We start from the raw sequence: 15,838 nt of genomic DNA on the forward strand, positions 1-15,838 counted from the left end.
CGTGTCACAGCCCGCCGAAACGGCGGTCCCTCAAGCGGAAGGCATCCAGCGCGGCGGCCAAGGCCCGCCCGTCGAAATCCGGCCACAGCATGTCGGTGAAATAAAGCTCCGCATAGGCGGCCTGCCACAACATGAAATTGCTGAGCCGCTGCTCGCCCGAGGTCCGGATCATGAGGTCGAGCGGCGGCAGATCGGCGGTGTAGAGCGCGGCATCGACATCGCCGATGCCGATCTCCTCCGCCGCGATCTCACCAGCGGCCACGCGGCGCGCCAGACTCTGCGCCATCCGCACCAGTTCGTCCTGCGCTCCATAATTGAGCGCAATGGCAATAATCGGGCCACAGTTCCCGGCGGTGCGCGCCACCGCGCTTTCGATCAGGTCGACCAGCGATGGATCGAGCGCCTGATAATTACCGATGATCCGCAGCCGCACGCCATTGGCGTGGAATTCGTCCAGATCGGCCTGGATGAAATGCCGCAGCAGCCCCATCAGGTCCGCCACCTCGCTCGCCGGGCGTTTCCAGTTTTCGGAGGAAAAGGCGTAGAGCGTCAGGCATTCCAGCCCCAACTCCTGAGCCGCGCGGGCGACCCGGCGTACCGCCTCCACCCCGGCGCGATGGCCGGCGACGCGGGGCAGGAAGCGCTTCTTCGCCCAACGGCCATTGCCGTCCATGATGATGGCGACGTGGCGAGGTCCGGGAGAGCCCGCGCGCATGCCATCGACGTGGCGTGCGCCATGGGCTGGCGCGCCGCTGGTCAGATCGGGTTTGGCTTGGCTGGCCATCAGATGGTCGATCGCGCCATGAGGAAGGGCGGAAGATCCCGGCTCACTGACCGAGAATTTCCTTTTCCTTGGCCGCCGTCACCGCATCGATGTCCGCGATCGTGCTGTCGGTTAGCTTCTGGACCTCGGTTTCCAGGCGTTTGCGCTCGTCTTCGCTGATTTCGCCCTTCTTCTCGTCAGCCTTGAGGCTGTCCATGCCGTCGCGGCGTACATTGCGGACGGCGATGCGGGCGCCTTCGGCATATTTGCTGGCGAGCTTGGCCAGTTCCTTGCGGCGTTCCTCGGTCAGGTCCGGGATCGGCAGGCGCAGCGTCTGGCCATCGACGATCGGGTTGAGGCCAAGGCCCGCCGAGCGGATCGCCTTGTCGCAGGGGCCGACATTGGTCTTGTCCCACACCTGCACCGACAGCATGCGCGGTTCGGGCGCGGAAACGGTCGCCACCTGGTTGAGCGGCATGTGCGCGCCATAAACCTCGACCGTCACGGGATCGAGCAACTGGATATTGGCGCGACCGGTGCGCAGACCGGCAAGATCGCCCTTCAGCGATTCGACGGCGCCGTGCATGCGGCGTTCAAGGTCAGCCTTGTCATATTGAGCCATTTTATTTCAGCGCTCCTGATTTTGCACGATCGTCGCCACACCGTCGCCGGCCAGCACCTTGGCCAGATTGCCGGTTTCGCGGATATTGAACACGACGATGGGAATATTGTTTTCGCGGCAGAGCGCAATGGCGCTCGCATCCATGACCTTGAGATTATCGTTCAGCACGCGATCGAAGCTGATCTCTTCATAGCGCGCGGCGTCCGGTACATTTTTCGGATCGGCATTATAGATGCCATCGACGCTGGTGCCCTTGAACAGCGCGTCGCAGTTCATTTCCGCCGCACGCAGCGCCGCCGTGGTGTCGGTGGTGAAATAGGGACTGCCGGTGCCCGCCGCGAAGATGACGATCCGGCCCTTCTCCATATGCCGCACCGCCTTGCGCCGGATATAGGGTTCGCAGACCGAGGCCATCGGAATGGCGGACTGGACGCGGGTGTCATAGCCGATCTTTTCCAGTGCATTCTGCACCGCCAGCGCGTTCATGACGGTGGCAAGCATGCCCATATAGTCCGCGCTCGCCCGGTCGAAGCCCTTGGCCGCCCCCGCCAGACCGCGGAAGATATTGCCACCGCCGACGACCACGCACAGTTCGAAACCGGCATCCTTGGCCGCCGCGATCTCCCGCGCGACCCGATCCACGGTCTCCGGCTCGATGCCGAACTGCCCCTGCCCCATCAGCACTTCGCCCGAGAGTTTCAACAAGATGCGCTTGAAGGCGGGTCGGGTCATGCCGGACAATATTCCATTCATAGTCAGGCCCATTTTACCGGGCAAGGAAATGGCGCGCACCTTAGGCAGTGCGCGCCATGATGTGAAGCAGGCTTTTGGACCGCCTCTCGCTTCCTTAGCGTCCCCTCCGGGCTTGTCGAGAAACCTCAGCCTCTCAACGTCGCCCGGAACGAACGGCTTGTCAGATCAAGCTCAAGAAATCAGGCCCAGGAAATCAGGCGACGCCAGCGGCAGCAGCCACTTCAGCGGCAAAGTCGCTCGTTTCCTTCTCAATGCCTTCACCAAGCTGGAAGCGGACATAGTTCTTCAGCGTGATCGACGCGCCGGCTTCCTTCGCCGCCTTGGCGACGACATCAGCGACCGGGGTCTTGTTGTCCATCACGAAGAGCTGGCTGAGCAGCGCGTTTTCCTTGGCATATTTGGCGACCGCGCCGTCGACCATCTTGGCGACGATTTCGGCAGGCTTGCCCGATTCGGCAGCCTTTTCAGCGGCGATGGCGCGCTCACGCTCCAGCAGGGCCGGATCGATGTCGGCAGCCGACAGCGCCAGCGGGAAGGCCGCGGCGATGTGCATCGCGATCTGCTTGCCCAGCGGCTCCAGAACGTCAGCCGACGCATCGCCTTCCAGCGCGACCAGCACGCCGATCTTGCCCAGGCCCGGAGCAGCCGCGTTGTGGACATAGGGCACGACCACGCCCTGGCTCACTTCGACCTGGCCGATGCGGCGCAGGGTCTGGTTTTCACCGATGGTGGCGATGTTCGCGACCAGCTTTTCCGAGATGGTGCCGCCAGCCGGGTGCGCCTGCGCGCCCAGCGCTTCGGCATCGGCAACGCCGCTGTTCAGCGCGACTTCGGCAGTGGTGCGGACGAAATCCTGGAACTGGTCGTTCTTGGCGACGAAGTCGGTTTCGCTGTTCACTTCGACGGCGACGCCCTTGGTGCCGGCGACGGCAACGCCGACCAGACCTTCGGCGGCGGTGCGGCTCGACTTCTTCTGCGCGGCGGCCAGACCCTTGGCGCGCAGCCAGTCGGTTGCGGCCTCGATGTCGCCATTGGCTTCGGTGAGCGCCTTCTTGCAATCCATCATGCCCGCGCCCGAACGGTCGCGCAGTTCCTTGACGGCGGCAGCGGTAATCTCGGCCATGTTTCGGCTCCTAAAGTTTAATGGTTCAAATAAGCGCTAGGGCGCGTTCCATTCGGAGCGCGCCCTAGCCTGTCAATCTTGCAGTTCGAAGACCGCGTCTCAGGCCTGAGCGACGACCTCTTCGACCTCAGGCTCGTCCAGAGCGCCCAGATCGACGCCCGAAGCCTGCTGCGCACCACGGTTGCCCTTGGTGGCGGCGGTAGCGATGGCGTCGCAATAGAGGCGGATGGCGCGGCTGGCGTCATCGTTCGCCGGAACCGGGAAGGCGATGCCGTCGGGCGAGACGTTCGAATCGAGGATCGCGACGACCGGGATGCCCAGCGTGTTGGCTTCCTTGATCGCCAGTTCTTCCTTGTTGGCGTCGATCACGAACATGACATCAGGGATGCCGTTCATGTCGCGGATGCCGCCCAGCGACAGCTCGAGCTTCTCGCGCTCGCGGGTCATCTGAAGGACTTCCTTCTTGGTGAAGCCGTGGGTGTCGCCCGACAGCTTCTCTTCCAGGGTCTTCAGACGCTTGATCGAACCGGAGATCGTCTTCCAGTTGGTGAGCATGCCGCCCAGCCAGCGGTGGTTGACGAAATGCTGGCCCGACTTGCGGGCGGCTTCAGCGATCGGATCCTGCGCCTGGCGCTTGGTGCCGACGAACAGCACCTTGCCACCCGCGGCGACGGTCGCCGACACGAAGTCCAGCGCGCGGCCGAACAGCGGCACGGTCTGCGACAGGTCAAGGATGTGGATGCCGTTGCGCTCACCGAAGATGTACGGCTTCATGCGCGGGTTCCAGCGGTGGGTCTGGTGGCCGAAATGGGCGCCAGCCTCGATCAATTGGTGCATGGTGACGACAGGGGCCGCCATAATAGTTCTCCTTCCGGTTACACCTCTGGGAATCAGGAACTGAGCGTCACGCCGCAGCACCGGATATGTCGATTCCCATGTGGAATGGGCGCGCCTTTAGCCCCGCAAGAAAGCCAATGCAAGGGGGTTGACTCTCCATTTCGGATGGAACATAAGGAGAACATCGGGAACAAACAGCGGATTTTCGCGGTTTGCGCCGGTATAGTGAACCAAGCCGTGAAAATGGCAAGACAGAAAGTGATCTGCTTATGTTCGCACTGGTCGCAGCACTTGTTTTCATCGGATCGTTCCTGCTCGCCGCAGGCACCATCATCGGCATGTTCCTGGCTTATCACGACAAGATGGTCGCCGCGCTGACCTTCGAGCCAATCCCGCAGGAAGTGCCGGTTTATCGCCTGCGGATCAGCCGCCGCCGCGCCACTCCTTCGACGCGACAGGCAGCCCCGGCCTTCACCGCAGCCGCCTTAGCCGCCTAAAGGCTATTGTCCCTCGCTCAACCGCTGGCTGCGCACCTTGGCATAGGACATCATGCCGAAGGGGATGAGCGAGAGATAGAGGGCGCACAGGACGAGCAGCGTCAGCCAGGGATCAGTGATCAGCAGCGCCGCCAGCAGACCGGCGAGCGCGATCGCCTCCAGCCTGATCCGCTTGCGCAGGCGAAGCGCCGACCAGCTATAGGTCGCGATGTTGGAGATCATCAGGAAAGCGGTGAAAGCGGTCCAGGGCGCCACCACATACCACTCACGGAACAGCGGCTCGCCCGTCACCAGCCAGATATAGAGCGGCACAAAGGCCAACCCCGCCCCCGCCGGAGCCGGAACGCCGGTCAGGAAACCGGCCGATTTATGCGGCTGCACGTCGGCATCGATATTGGCGTTGAAGCGTGCCAGCCGCAGCGCGCAGGAGAGCGCATGGGCGAGCGCGAAGATCCAGCCGAATTTCGGCATGGCATAGAGCGACCAGAGATAGAGGACCAATGCGGGCGCCACGCCGAAAGCGATGGAATCCGACAGCGAGTCCAGCTCCGCGCCAAAACGGCTTTCACCCCGCAACAGCCGGGCGATGCGGCCATCCAGCCCGTCCAATACCCCGGCGATGAGGATCGAGAGTACCGCCCTCTCCCACTCCCCCGAAATGCCGTAGCGCACGCCGGTCAGGCCGAAGCATAGCGCCATCGCCGTCACGGCATTGGGCGCCACCATCCGCAGGGTGATCCCCCGGCGCAGGCCGCGCGGGATGGTTCGGCGCTGTCGCATTATTGTTGAATCCCGGAAATCACGCGCATGTCGCCCATCTGGCCAAGGATCGTCTCGCCCGCCACGGTGCGCTGCCCCAGCACCACGCGCGGCGCGGTTCCGGCGGGCAGATAGACGTCGACCCGGCTACCGAAGCGGATCAGGCCGATGCGCTGTCCGGCGGCGACCATGTCGCCAGGCTTCACGAACGGCACGATCCGCCGCGCCACAAGGCCCGCAATCTGCGTGAAACCGATGCGCACGCCGTCATGCCGCTCGACCAATATATGCTGGCGCTCATTATCCTCGCTCGCCTTGTCAAGATCGGCGTTCAGGAACTTGCCCGAAATATAGACCACGGACTTCACCGTGCCGCCGATCGGCGTGCGGTTGATGTGCACGTCGAACACGCTCATGAAGATCGACACGCGGATCATCGGCTGATCGCCCAGCCCGTCCGGCCCCGCCATCTCGCGCGGAGGCGGCACGCGCTGGATCAGCGTCACCAGCCCATCGGCCGGGGCGACGATGGCGCGCTCGTCCTGCGGCACGGCGCGGACCGGATCGCGGAAAAAGGCCAGCACCCAGATCGTCACCATCACCATCAGCCAGCCGGGAATCTCCCAGCCGACCAGGAACAGCAGCGCCGTGATAGCCGCCGCGATCAGGCCGAATTTGACGCCTTCGGGATGAATCGAGGGAAATCGCCATTTCACATTGCCGCCCAGCGCGACGGTCAGTTCGTCATTTTCCATGGGCACCGTCTTTAGGCACAGTCACTTGCAGTGACAACGTCCGATACCGTCCCAGGACAATGAAATGATCCTGCCTCGCAAACGCCATTGTCCAATGCACTGGACAGTTGAACATTGCCGCCGCTTTCCCTAGGGCGTTTCGCAAATTCCACCCGAACGAAGAAGGCGAACAGGCGCTATGGCAAAGATCAAGGTGAAAAACCCCGTCGTGGAAATCGACGGCGACGAAATGACCCGGATCATCTGGGAATGGATTCGTGAGCGCCTGATCCTCCCCTATCTCGACATCGACCTGAAATATTACGATCTGGGCGTCGAGAAGCGCGACGAAACCAACGACCAGATCACCATCGATTCCGCCAACGCGATCAAGGAACATGGCGTCGGCGTGAAGTGCGCCACCATCACCCCTGACGAAGCCCGTGTCGAAGAATTCGGCCTCAAGGAAATGTGGAAGTCGCCCAACGGCACCATCCGCAACATCCTGGGCGGCGTCGTGTTCCGCGAACCGATCGTCATCCGCAACGTGCCCCGCCTGGTGCCCGGCTGGACCGACCCGATCGTCATCGGCCGCCACGCCTTTGGCGACCAGTATCGCGCCACCGATTTCCTCGTCCCCGGCCCCGGCAAGCTGCGCATGGTGTGGGACGGCGAAAATGGCGAGAAGATCGAGAAGGACGTCTTCAACTTCCCCAGCTCCGGCGTCGCCATGGGCATGTACAATCTGGACGATTCGATCCGCGATTTCGCCCGCGCCAGCATGAACTATGCGCTTGGCCGCGGCTGGCCGCTCTACCTGTCGACCAAGAACACCATCCTCAAGGCCTATGACGGCCGCTTCAAGGATCTGTTCCAGGAAGTGTTCGACAAGGAGTTCGCCGACCAGTTCAAGGCGGTGGGCGCCGTTTACGAACACCGCCTGATCGACGACATGGTCGCCTCCGCCCTCAAGTGGAGCGGCAAGTTCGTCTGGGCGTGCAAGAATTATGACGGCGACGTCCAGTCGGATACCGTGGCGCAGGGCTTCGGTTCGCTCGGCCTCATGACCTCCGTGCTGCTCTCGCCCGACGGCAAGACCGTCGAGGCCGAAGCCGCGCACGGCACCGTCACCCGCCACTATCGCCAGCATCAGCAGGGCAAGGCGACCTCGACCAACCCGATCGCGTCGATCTTCGCCTGGACCCAGGGCTTGGCCTATCGCGGCAAGTTCGACGAGACGCCGGAAGTCACCAAATTTGCCGAAACGCTGGAAAAGGTCTGCATCGAAACCGTCGAAAACGGCGCGATGACCAAGGATCTGGCCCTGCTGATCGGTCCGGAGCAGGCATGGATGACCACCGAGCAGTTCTTCGAGGCGATCCGCGTGAACCTCGAAACCGCCATGGGCCAGTGGAAATAATCTGGCGGAACTGATCCGCCTTTCCGCGGTTCAATACGGTAACGGAACGAGGCGGCGCCGCAGCACGGCGTCGCCTTTTCCATGAGGCCGGGAGATGCTTGATGACGACGACAGCCAAGAAACGACTGGAAGTTCGGGCTGCGGTTCCGGCGGACGTGCGCGGCATCCACCGGCTGATCGCCCGCGTCTATCCGGGCCTCCCCAATTATTCGCTGGCCACCCTGCGCGGCCAGATCAACAATTTCCCGACCGGCTGCTTCGTCGCGCTCTACGACAATAAGGTCGTGGGCTATTGCGCGACCATGCGCGTCAGCAAGGCGATGGCCTTTTCCCCTCATGATTGGGAGGAGATCACCGCCAACGGCTTCGGCACGCGGCACAGCGCGGCGGGCGAGTGGCTCTACGGCTATGAAATGGCCGTTGACCCCAAGCTGCGTGGCCTGCGCATCGGCCAGCGCCTCTATGACGAGCGCAAGGAACTGGCCGAGGAACTGGACCTGCACGGCATCGTCATCGCTGGTCGCATGCCCGGCTATGCCCGCGCGAAACGGCGCGTCCAAGGTCCGGCCGACTATTTCGACAAGGTCGTGCATGGCAAGATCCGCGATCAGGTGATCAGCTTCCAGCTCAAGAACCAGTTCGAACCGCTGGGCGTGCTGGAAAATTATCTGCCGGAGGACAAGCCGTCGGACGGCCATGCCGCCCATCTGGTCTGGCGTAATCCCTATGTCGACCCTGACGAAGCGCCCGAAATGCGGGTGCCGCGCGGCGTCGAAAGCGTCCGCCTCGCCACCTGCCAGTTGCAGGCCCGCGCCGTGAAGGATTTTGACGAGTTCATCCGCAACATCGAATATTTCGTCGACGTCGCGGCGGACTACCACTCCGACTTCATCGTCTTCCCAGAACTGTTCACCCTGCCGCTGCTCTCCTACGAAACGAAAAAGCTCTCTCCCATCGAGGCGATCGACAAGCTCACCAGCTACACCCCGCGCCTGACCAAAGAACTGGAGCGGATGGCGCTGGAATATAATATCAACATCATCGGCGGCTCCCATCCGACGCGCGCCGACGATGGCGACATTCAGAACATCGCCTATGTCGCCCTGCGCGACGGGTCGCTCCATACGCAGGAGAAGATCCACCCTACGCCGAACGAAGCCTTTTGGTGGAACATCAAGGGCGGGGATTCGCTGGACGTGATCCAGACGGACTGCGGGCCGATCGGCGTGCTCATCTGCTATGATAGCGAATTTCCGGAACTGGCGCGGCGGCTGGTGGACCAGGGCGCGCGGATCATCTTCGTGCCCTTCTGCACCGACTCGCGTCTGGGTTACATGCGCGTGCGCTATTGCGCGCAGGCCCGGGCGATCGAGAACCAATGCTATGTCGTCATGTCGGGCAATGTCGGCAATCTGCCCAATGTCGACAATATGGACATCCAATATGCCCAAAGCGCGATCCTGACGCCTTGCGACCTGCCCTTTGCGCGGGACGGGATAGCGGCGGAATCGACCGAGAATGTCGAGACGCTGACCATGGCGGACGTGAATCTGGCCGACCTGAGCTGGGCGCGGGCGGAAGGCACGGTGCGCAACCTGCGCGACCGGCGGTTCGACCTCTATCATATCGACTGGGACAACAATCCCGACCACGCCCATGCGCCGAGCGGCGGGCCGGTGCCGGCAGGCGGCCATAATGCGCCGGGCGGCGGGTGACCTGGACCCGCTTCGGCCGCTTCTATGCGGACGATCTTTCCAACATGACGGCGGTCCGCCCTTTGTACACCGCTTGGCCAAACGGTTCGTAGCCCAGCTTGCCCGCGAGGCTGAGCGAAGGCTGGTTGGCCGGATCGATCAGGCAGACGGTCCGCGCAGCGCCCATGCGCTCGGTGAACCAGTCATGGGCGGCCTGGGCAGCCTCGAGCGCATAGCCGCGTCCATGCACGTCCGATACAAAAATCCATGCGGCTTCACCGGCCCCGTCGAAATCCTCGCCAAGGCCGCGATGAAAATCGGCCAGCCCGGTCTCTCCGATATAGCGGCCGGATGTCTTTTCGATCACCGCGAAAATCCCGTAGCCCAGCAAGGTCCAATGGCCTGCATAACGCAAAAGGCGGTTCCATGCATCTTCCCGCGACAGGGGCTGTCCGCCTATGTGCCGCACATTTTCCGGGTCGGACCACATGGCGAGATAGGGTGTAAAATCAGCGAGCGTGTAGGGGCGCAGGCTCAATCGTTCCGTTTCGATCATTGCGGGAGGATAGGGCAGCCTGTTCCAGCCCGCAACGAGAGGGCAACAGGCTCTCCGGGACGCGACGAGCGGCATTCTCCGGCGGCAGGAAACATCGCGCGCCGCCGCGCATTGATCCGCCATGCCCTCGACCGCCATCGCCCGCTTCGACTATGACGCCGCCCAGCGCCGGCTGGACGTGCAGTTCGTCAGCGGGAGGCGCTACAGCTATCATGACGTGCCGGCGGAGATCGCGGAAGGCATGCGTGCGGCCAGCTCCAAGGGCGGCTATTTCAACCGCCGCATCCGGGACCGCTATCGCTTCACTCGACGGTAACGCTCTTGGCGAGGTTCCTTGGCTGATCGACGTCCGTGCCCTTCGCCACCGCTACATGATAGGCGAGCAACTGCACCGGCACCGCATAAACCATCGGCGCGATCAGCGGATGGACTTTCGGCATGGTGATGGTCGCGATGCAGCCCTCGCCCGCAGCCTGCACCCCGTCATAGTCGGAGATCAGCACCACCTTGCCGCCGCGCGCCTGCACTTCCTGCATGTTGCTGACGGTCTTTTCGAACAAAGGCCCGCTGGGCGCCAGCACGATCACCGGCACCTTGTCGTCGATGAGCGCGATCGGGCCATGCTTCATCTCGCCCGCGGCATAGCCTTCGGCATGGATATAGCTGATTTCCTTGAGCTTGAGCGCGCCCTCCAGCGCCAGCGGATAGTCCGGCCCGCGCCCCAGATAGAGCACGTCGCGCGCGCCAGCGATCAGATGGGCCATCGCTTCGATCGACTCATCATAAGCCAGCGCCCCGTTGAGCGCGGCGGGCGCTTCGGCAAGGTGGCGGACCAGTTCCTTCTCGGCCTTCGCGTCCAGCCGCCCCTTGGCGCGGGCGAGATTGGCGGCGAAGGCGGCCAGCACGGCCAGTTGGCAGGTAAAGGCCTTGGTCGACGCCACGCCGATTTCCGGCCCCGCATGGGTCGGCAGCAGCAGGTCGGCCTCCCGCGCCATGGTGCTGGTCGGCACATTGACGACGGCGGCGATCTTCTGCCCCTCGGCCCGGGCATGGCGCAGCGCCGCCAGCGTATCGGCGGTTTCGCCCGACTGGCTGATGACGATCATCAGTCCCCCATCCTCCATCACTGGCGAGCGGTAACGGAACTCGCTTGCAACATCGATGTCGACAGGCACGCGGGCAAATTGTTCGATCCAATATTTGGCGACCATGCCCGCGTAGAAACTGGTCCCACAGGCGACGATGGTGACGCGGCGGATCGACCCCAGGTCGAAATCCGGGATCGGCAACGACACCCGGTCCTCCATCCGTTGCAAATAGGATCGCAGCGTCTGCGCGACGACCACCGGCTGCTCATAGATCTCCTTGAGCATATAGTGGCGGTGATTGCCCTTGGAGATCAGCTCGCCGGTCACGCCGGAAATGGTGATGGGGCGTTCGACGGGATTGTTGTCCTTGTCGAAAATTTCCGCCCCGTCCCTGGTGATGACGACCCAGTCGCCCTCCTCCAGATAGGCGATGCGCTGCGTCAGCGGGGCCAGCGCCAGCGCATCCGAGCCAAGATAGGTCTCCCCCTCGCCATAACCGACCACCAGCGGCGAACCCAGGCGCGCGCCGATCAGCATGTCAGGATGGCTGCGGAACAGGATCGCCAGCGCGAAGGCGCCATGCAGGCGCGGCAATATCTGCGCCACCGCGTCCTTGGGTGAAGCGCCCTGCTCGACCAGCTCGCTCACCAGATGGGCGACGACCTCCGTATCGGTCTGGCTGTGGAAGGTTCGGCCACGCGCCATCAGCTCCTCGCGCAGCGGCTTGAAATTCTCGATGATGCCATTGTGCACCAGCGCCACTTCCTTCGTGGCGTGGGGATGGGCATTGCTGGTCGTCGGCGCGCCATGGGTCGCCCAGCGGGTATGGGCGATGCCGGTCGTGCCGGGCAAGGGTGCGGCTTCCAGCTCCTTCACCAGATTGGCGAGCTTGCCCTCGGCGCGGCGGCGGTCGATCATCTCGTCATGAACGGTCGCAACGCCCGCGCTGTCATAGCCGCGATATTCGAGGCGCTTCAGTCCTTCGACCAGCCGTTCCGCCACGTCGTCCTTGCCGATGATTCCGATGATACCGCACATGGATAGTCAGTCCCAAAGCCGTGAAAACTATATGCTTGCGCCGCCTATGCCACGTTCGCGCCGCCGGTGACAGGGGCCAGCGTCATCGTGGATGAATTGTAATCAGCCAGACATCCGGGGCGGCAAGCATCCGGATCGGCAGGCCGCTGGTGCCAAGGCCCGCCGAAACGACCATGGTCCGCATACCCTCCCGATAGACGCCGCAGGCATAGCGCAAACCATAGCGCGAGGGCACATAGACGATCCCCGCAAAGGGCAGCGCGACTTGTCCGCAATGGGTATGCCCCACGAGCGTCAGCATCGGCTGGTCGGGCAGCAGCGGAAAGGCGTCCGGCCCATGGGACAGCATAACGGGCGCGCCTCCCACTGCCTGCATCGCGTCCAGCGTCTTGGGGATGTCGGGCCGGCCGGTATAGATGTCGCGCAATCCGCCGATCGCCAGCGGCCCCCGGCGCACCGCCTGATTGTCGAGCAGGCGAATGCCGATCCGGGCGAACAGAACGCCCCACTGGCGGCGGCTGATCAGCGCATGCTTGCGGGCGTCATGATTGCCCAGCACGGCCACCACGCCCAGCGGCGCGCGCAAGGCGGCGAAAGGCGCGATGCTTTGCACGGGACCATAGATGGCCCCACCCTTGGCATCCCCGATATAGTCGCCACCCAACACGATCAGGTCGGGCTTGAGGCCATTCACCTGCGCGACGATCCGCGCCATGCGTTCCGGGCTGTTGTCCGGTCCCGACAAATGGCTGTCGGTCATCAGCGCCACCGTCACCGGGCGCCGCGGCGCGTCCGCCGGAAAGGGCAGCGTAACATCCAGCCGCCGCACGACCGGCATGGCCCGCGCATTGGCGACGAGCCAGAATAGCGTTCCCACCGGCAGCAGCAACAGGAACAGCAGCGCCATAAGCCAGCGCCGCTTTCGAAAAAGCGCCGTCACTTGGAGGCTTTGCGCGCCTGCATCTTCGCCCGGAAGCGCGCCGCCCAGCCCGGCTTCGCTTCCTGCTTGGGCCGGACGAGACAGAGCGCATCGGCATCCACCGCCTGCGTCACGACGCTGCCCGCAGCAACGATCGCGCCGGCCCCGATCTTCACCGGCGCCACCAGCGCGCTGTTGGAACCGATGAAGGCGCCCGCCCCGATCTCCGTCTTATATTTGAAGAAGCCGTCATAGTTGCAGGTGATGGTGCCCGCGCCGATATTGGCGCCCGCCCCCACGCTGGCGTCACCGATATAGGACAGGTGGTTGACCTTCGCGCCCTCGCCCAGTTCGGCCTTCTTCACCTCGACGAAATTGCCGACCTTGGCCTTTATGCCGATCTTCGCGCCCGGACGCAGGCGGGCATAGGGGCCGATTTCCGCGCCCTTCCCGATCGTCGCGCCTTCCAGATGGGAGAAAGCGTGGATCGTGACATCATCCGCCACGCTGACGCCGGGGCCGAAGACGACATTGGGCTCGATCACCACATCGCGGCCCAAAACCGTGTCATGGGCGAAGAACACGGTTTCCGGCGCGATCAGCGTTGCGCCCTCGCGCATCGCCTCGGCACGGCGGCGGTCCTGCCAGACAGCTTCCACCCCCGCCAGTTCGGCGCGGCTGTTGACGCCCGCCACTTCCCAGGCCTCCGCCTCGATCACCGCACTTTGCGCGCCGGGCAACATGACGATGTCGGGCAGATAATATTCGCCCGCCGCATTGTTATTACCAATCTGGTCGAGCAGCACGAACAGATCGGTCGAGCGCACCGCCATCAGCCCCGAATTGCACAGCGTCACCGCCCGCTCCTCCGCGTCGGCGTCTTTAAATTCGACCATCTTCTCGATCACGCCCTGCTCCCGGACGATGATCCGGCCGTAAGCGGCGGCATCTTCCGGACGGAAGCCCAGCACCACGGCGCGCGGCTCATCGCCCCAATTCAAGCGCTCCAGCATGGTCCGCATGGTTTCGGTCCGCACCAACGGCACATCGCCATAGAGGATCAATATGTCGCCCGCGAACCCGGCCAGCGCATCATGCGCCTGCGCCACGGCGTGGCCGGTGCCATGCTGCTGTTCCTGCACGGCGATGACGGCGCCGCTGCCCTCGACCGCCTTTTCCACCTGATCCCGGCCCGCGCCGACCACCACGACCTGCCGTTCGGGCTGCAATTCGGCTATGCTGGCGAGCAGATGCAGCAGCATCGGCCGCCCCGCTATGGGGTGCAGCACCTTATGCTTGGCGGACTTCATGCGTGTGCCCTGCCCGGCGGCAAGGATGATCACGGCGAGGGGGCGGCTGGCAGTCACGAGGGGCATCCTTCACAAAAAGAGGCCAAGAATCTGAGCGCTCTCTGACACGTTTGACTTGCCTTTGCCACCGCTGAGGCGGCATGAGCCGGGCATGGCATCTATCCCCTTCGACATTGTCGGCTTCGACCTCGACGGCACCCTGCTCGATACCAGCGGCGACCTGGCCGCCGCCGTCAACTACGCCATCGCCACCGACGGCCGCCCGCCCTTCCCGGTCGAGGCGATCCACCCCTTCGTCGGCAAGGGCGCGAAGGTGATGCTCCAGCGGGCGCTTGACGCATCGGGCGGCTATGACGAGGCCATGCTGGCGAAGATGCTGCCGATCCTGCTCGATTATTATGAGCAGAATCTGGCCATCCATTCCCTTCCCTATCCCGGCCTGATCGCGGCGATGGACGCGCTGGAGGCGGCGGGCGTGAAGCTCGCCATCTGCACCAACAAGGCGGAGCGCTTCACCATTCCGCTGCTGCACCAGATCGGCCTGTCGGAGCGCTTCGCCAGCGTCGTCGGCGGCGACACGGTCGGCATCGCGAAGCCCGATCCGGCGCCGATCCACGCCATGATCGAGCGTGCAGGCGGCGGGCGGACGATCTTCCTGGGCGACACGATCAACGACATTGCCGGGGCGCGCAATGCGGGCGTCCCCAGCATCGCCGTCAGCTTCGGCTTCCTGGACGGCCCGGTGGAGGATCTGGAGGCGGACGCCATCATCCACCATTATGACGAGTTGCTGCCGCTGCTGGGACGCTGGCCGGCATGACGCGCCCGGGGGGATTGGGGCTGGAGCGCGACGGCGCGATCGCCACGCTGCTGATCGACCGGCCCCGGCAGCATAATGCGATGAACCAGGCGATGTGGGAGCGATTTCCGCAACTGGTGCAGCAGGCGATGGCCGACGACGCGATCCGCGTGCTGATTCTGACATCCGCGGCTCCCGGCCTGTTCTGCGCGGGGGCGGATATTCACGAATTCGCGCTCCATTCAGGCGAGGAAAGCTGGCGCATCGCCAATCAGGCCGCGATCCGCGCCACCCAATATGCCCTGGCCCACGCTGAAAAGCCGGTCATCGCGGCCATAGACGGCGATGCGATCGGCGGCGGGTGCGGGCTTGCCATCGCCTGCGATCTGCGGATCGCCAGCCCCGCCGCGCGTCTGGGCATCACCCCGGCCAAGCTCGGCATCGTCTATTCGCTGTTCGACACGAAGCTGCTGGTCGATCTGGTCGGACCGGCACGGGCCAAGCGCATCCTGTTCACCGCCGCGCTGCACGATGCGCAGGAAGCGCTCGCCATCGGCCTCATTGACCAGATCGCGCCTGCCCCGCTGGAGACGGCGATGGAACTGGCCCGTGTGATGGCGGGCAACGCCCAGCATTCGATCCGCTCGTCCAAGGCGATCATCCGCCGCATCCTGGATGGGCAGGCCGATGACGATGCCGTCACATTGGCCATGTTCCGCGACGCCTTCACCCTCCCCGATTTCAGCGAAGGGGTAACGGCCTTCCGCGAAAAGCGGCGTCCTGATTTCTGACCTAACTACCGCAAATTTCATCCAAATCGGACTAACATCTCATCCGATCCGGAAATATTTGTTAAGGATCAGCTTATACCGCTTGCCCGGCGTGTAAGTCAGGCTGAAGCGCGCACGACCTTCGACGATAAAAGG

General features: G+C 63.8%; 17 protein-coding genes. 6 read left to right on the top strand and 11 right to left on the bottom strand.

Annotated elements, in window-relative coordinates; translation table 11 throughout:
• Positions 1-4 precede the first annotated feature (4 nt).
• The 5 genes from K426_RS14735 to rpsB all read right to left on the bottom strand — a co-directional run bounded on the left by K426_RS14735 (position 5) and on the right by rpsB (position 4,119).
• Complete coding sequence (locus K426_RS14735; RefSeq protein ID WP_066558547.1) at positions 5-784, bottom strand: isoprenyl transferase; 780 nt, start codon at positions 782-784, stop codon at positions 5-7.
• A 43-nt stretch (positions 785-827) separates the two neighbouring features.
• On the bottom strand, positions 828-1,385 hold the full coding sequence (gene frr / locus K426_RS14740; RefSeq protein ID WP_066558549.1) for a ribosome recycling factor: 558 nt from the start codon (positions 1,383-1,385) through the stop codon (positions 828-830).
• A 6-nt stretch (positions 1,386-1,391) separates the two neighbouring features.
• Entirely contained in the window at positions 1,392-2,117 is a 726-nt protein-coding gene (gene pyrH / locus K426_RS14745; protein WP_066561828.1) for a UMP kinase, read from the bottom strand.
• A 214-nt stretch (positions 2,118-2,331) separates the two neighbouring features.
• Positions 2,332-3,261: a translation elongation factor Ts gene (tsf, locus tag K426_RS14750; RefSeq protein ID WP_066558550.1), complete on the bottom strand. Its 930-nt coding sequence runs from the start codon at positions 3,259-3,261 to the stop codon at positions 2,332-2,334.
• A 99-nt stretch (positions 3,262-3,360) separates the two neighbouring features.
• Positions 3,361-4,119 carry a 30S ribosomal protein S2 gene (gene rpsB / locus K426_RS14755; protein ID WP_066558552.1) on the bottom strand — a complete coding sequence of 253 codons (759 nt, stop codon included), beginning with the start codon at positions 4,117-4,119 and terminating at the stop codon, positions 3,361-3,363.
• Positions 4,120-4,367: 248 nt separating this feature from the next.
• Between rpsB and K426_RS14760 the strand changes: the two genes are divergently transcribed.
• Positions 4,368-4,595 carry a hypothetical protein gene (locus K426_RS14760; RefSeq protein ID WP_066558554.1) on the top strand — a complete coding sequence of 76 codons (228 nt, stop codon included), beginning with the start codon at positions 4,368-4,370 and terminating at the stop codon, positions 4,593-4,595.
• Positions 4,596-4,598: 3 nt separating this feature from the next.
• Here K426_RS14760 and K426_RS14765 read toward each other — a convergent pair whose 3' ends face one another.
• Complete coding sequence (locus K426_RS14765) at positions 4,599-5,375, bottom strand: CDP-alcohol phosphatidyltransferase family protein (protein WP_066558557.1); 777 nt, start codon at positions 5,373-5,375, stop codon at positions 4,599-4,601.
• The gene (locus K426_RS14770; RefSeq protein WP_066558558.1) at positions 5,375-6,109 is read right to left on the bottom strand and encodes a phosphatidylserine decarboxylase; all 735 of its coding nucleotides are present in this window, start codon (positions 6,107-6,109) and stop codon (positions 5,375-5,377) included. Before K426_RS14770 ends, K426_RS14765 begins: the two co-directional genes overlap by 1 nt.
• A gap of 178 nt (positions 6,110-6,287) precedes the next feature.
• Here K426_RS14770 and K426_RS14775 point away from each other — a divergent pair, with 178 nt between their 5' ends.
• Together K426_RS14775 and K426_RS14780 are read left to right on the top strand one after the other, a co-directional pair.
• Positions 6,288-7,508, top strand: coding sequence for an NADP-dependent isocitrate dehydrogenase (locus tag K426_RS14775; RefSeq protein ID WP_066558559.1), 1,221 nt, complete (start codon positions 6,288-6,290; stop codon positions 7,506-7,508).
• A 101-nt stretch (positions 7,509-7,609) separates the two neighbouring features.
• Entirely contained in the window at positions 7,610-9,223 is a 1,614-nt protein-coding gene (locus K426_RS14780; RefSeq protein ID WP_066558560.1) for a carbon-nitrogen hydrolase family protein, read from the top strand.
• A 22-nt stretch (positions 9,224-9,245) separates the two neighbouring features.
• Here K426_RS14780 and K426_RS14785 read toward each other — a convergent pair whose 3' ends face one another.
• Positions 9,246-9,758, bottom strand: a complete 513-nt coding sequence (locus tag K426_RS14785) for a GNAT family N-acetyltransferase (RefSeq protein ID WP_066558562.1) — start codon at positions 9,756-9,758, stop codon at positions 9,246-9,248.
• A 121-nt stretch (positions 9,759-9,879) separates the two neighbouring features.
• On the opposite strand from K426_RS14785, the gene K426_RS14790 reads away from it, so the two are divergent.
• Entirely contained in the window at positions 9,880-10,074 is a 195-nt protein-coding gene (locus K426_RS14790; RefSeq protein WP_066558564.1) for a KTSC domain-containing protein, read from the top strand.
• Here K426_RS14790 and glmS read toward each other — a convergent pair.
• The 3 genes from glmS to glmU all read right to left on the bottom strand — a co-directional run bounded on the left by glmS (position 10,061) and on the right by glmU (position 14,113).
• Positions 10,061-11,884 carry a glutamine--fructose-6-phosphate transaminase (isomerizing) gene (glmS, locus tag K426_RS14795; protein ID WP_066558566.1) on the bottom strand — a complete coding sequence of 608 codons (1,824 nt, stop codon included), beginning with the start codon at positions 11,882-11,884 and terminating at the stop codon, positions 10,061-10,063. The genes K426_RS14790 and glmS overlap by 14 nt on opposite strands.
• 82 nt (positions 11,885-11,966) lie before the next feature.
• Positions 11,967-12,791: a metallophosphoesterase gene (locus K426_RS14800; protein WP_066558569.1), complete on the bottom strand. Its 825-nt coding sequence runs from the start codon at positions 12,789-12,791 to the stop codon at positions 11,967-11,969.
• 29 nt (positions 12,792-12,820) lie between these two features.
• On the bottom strand, positions 12,821-14,113 hold the full coding sequence (glmU, locus tag K426_RS14805; RefSeq protein ID WP_237230062.1) for a bifunctional UDP-N-acetylglucosamine diphosphorylase/glucosamine-1-phosphate N-acetyltransferase GlmU: 1,293 nt from the start codon (positions 14,111-14,113) through the stop codon (positions 12,821-12,823).
• A 151-nt stretch (positions 14,114-14,264) separates the two neighbouring features.
• On the opposite strand from glmU, the gene gph reads away from it, so the two are divergent.
• Together gph and K426_RS14815 are read left to right on the top strand one after the other, a co-directional pair.
• Positions 14,265-14,933 (top strand): phosphoglycolate phosphatase, encoded by a 669-nt coding sequence (gph, locus tag K426_RS14810; RefSeq protein WP_066558575.1) that lies wholly within the window; start codon positions 14,265-14,267, stop codon positions 14,931-14,933.
• On the top strand, positions 14,930-15,703 hold the full coding sequence (locus tag K426_RS14815) for an enoyl-CoA hydratase/isomerase family protein (protein ID WP_066558577.1): 774 nt from the start codon (positions 14,930-14,932) through the stop codon (positions 15,701-15,703). Before gph ends, K426_RS14815 begins: the two co-directional genes overlap by 4 nt.
• The last annotated feature ends 135 nt before the right edge of the window (positions 15,704-15,838 follow it).

The sequence above is a fragment of the Sphingobium sp. TKS genome, assembly GCF_001563265.1.
GTDB lineage: Bacteria > Pseudomonadota > Alphaproteobacteria > Sphingomonadales > Sphingomonadaceae > Sphingobium.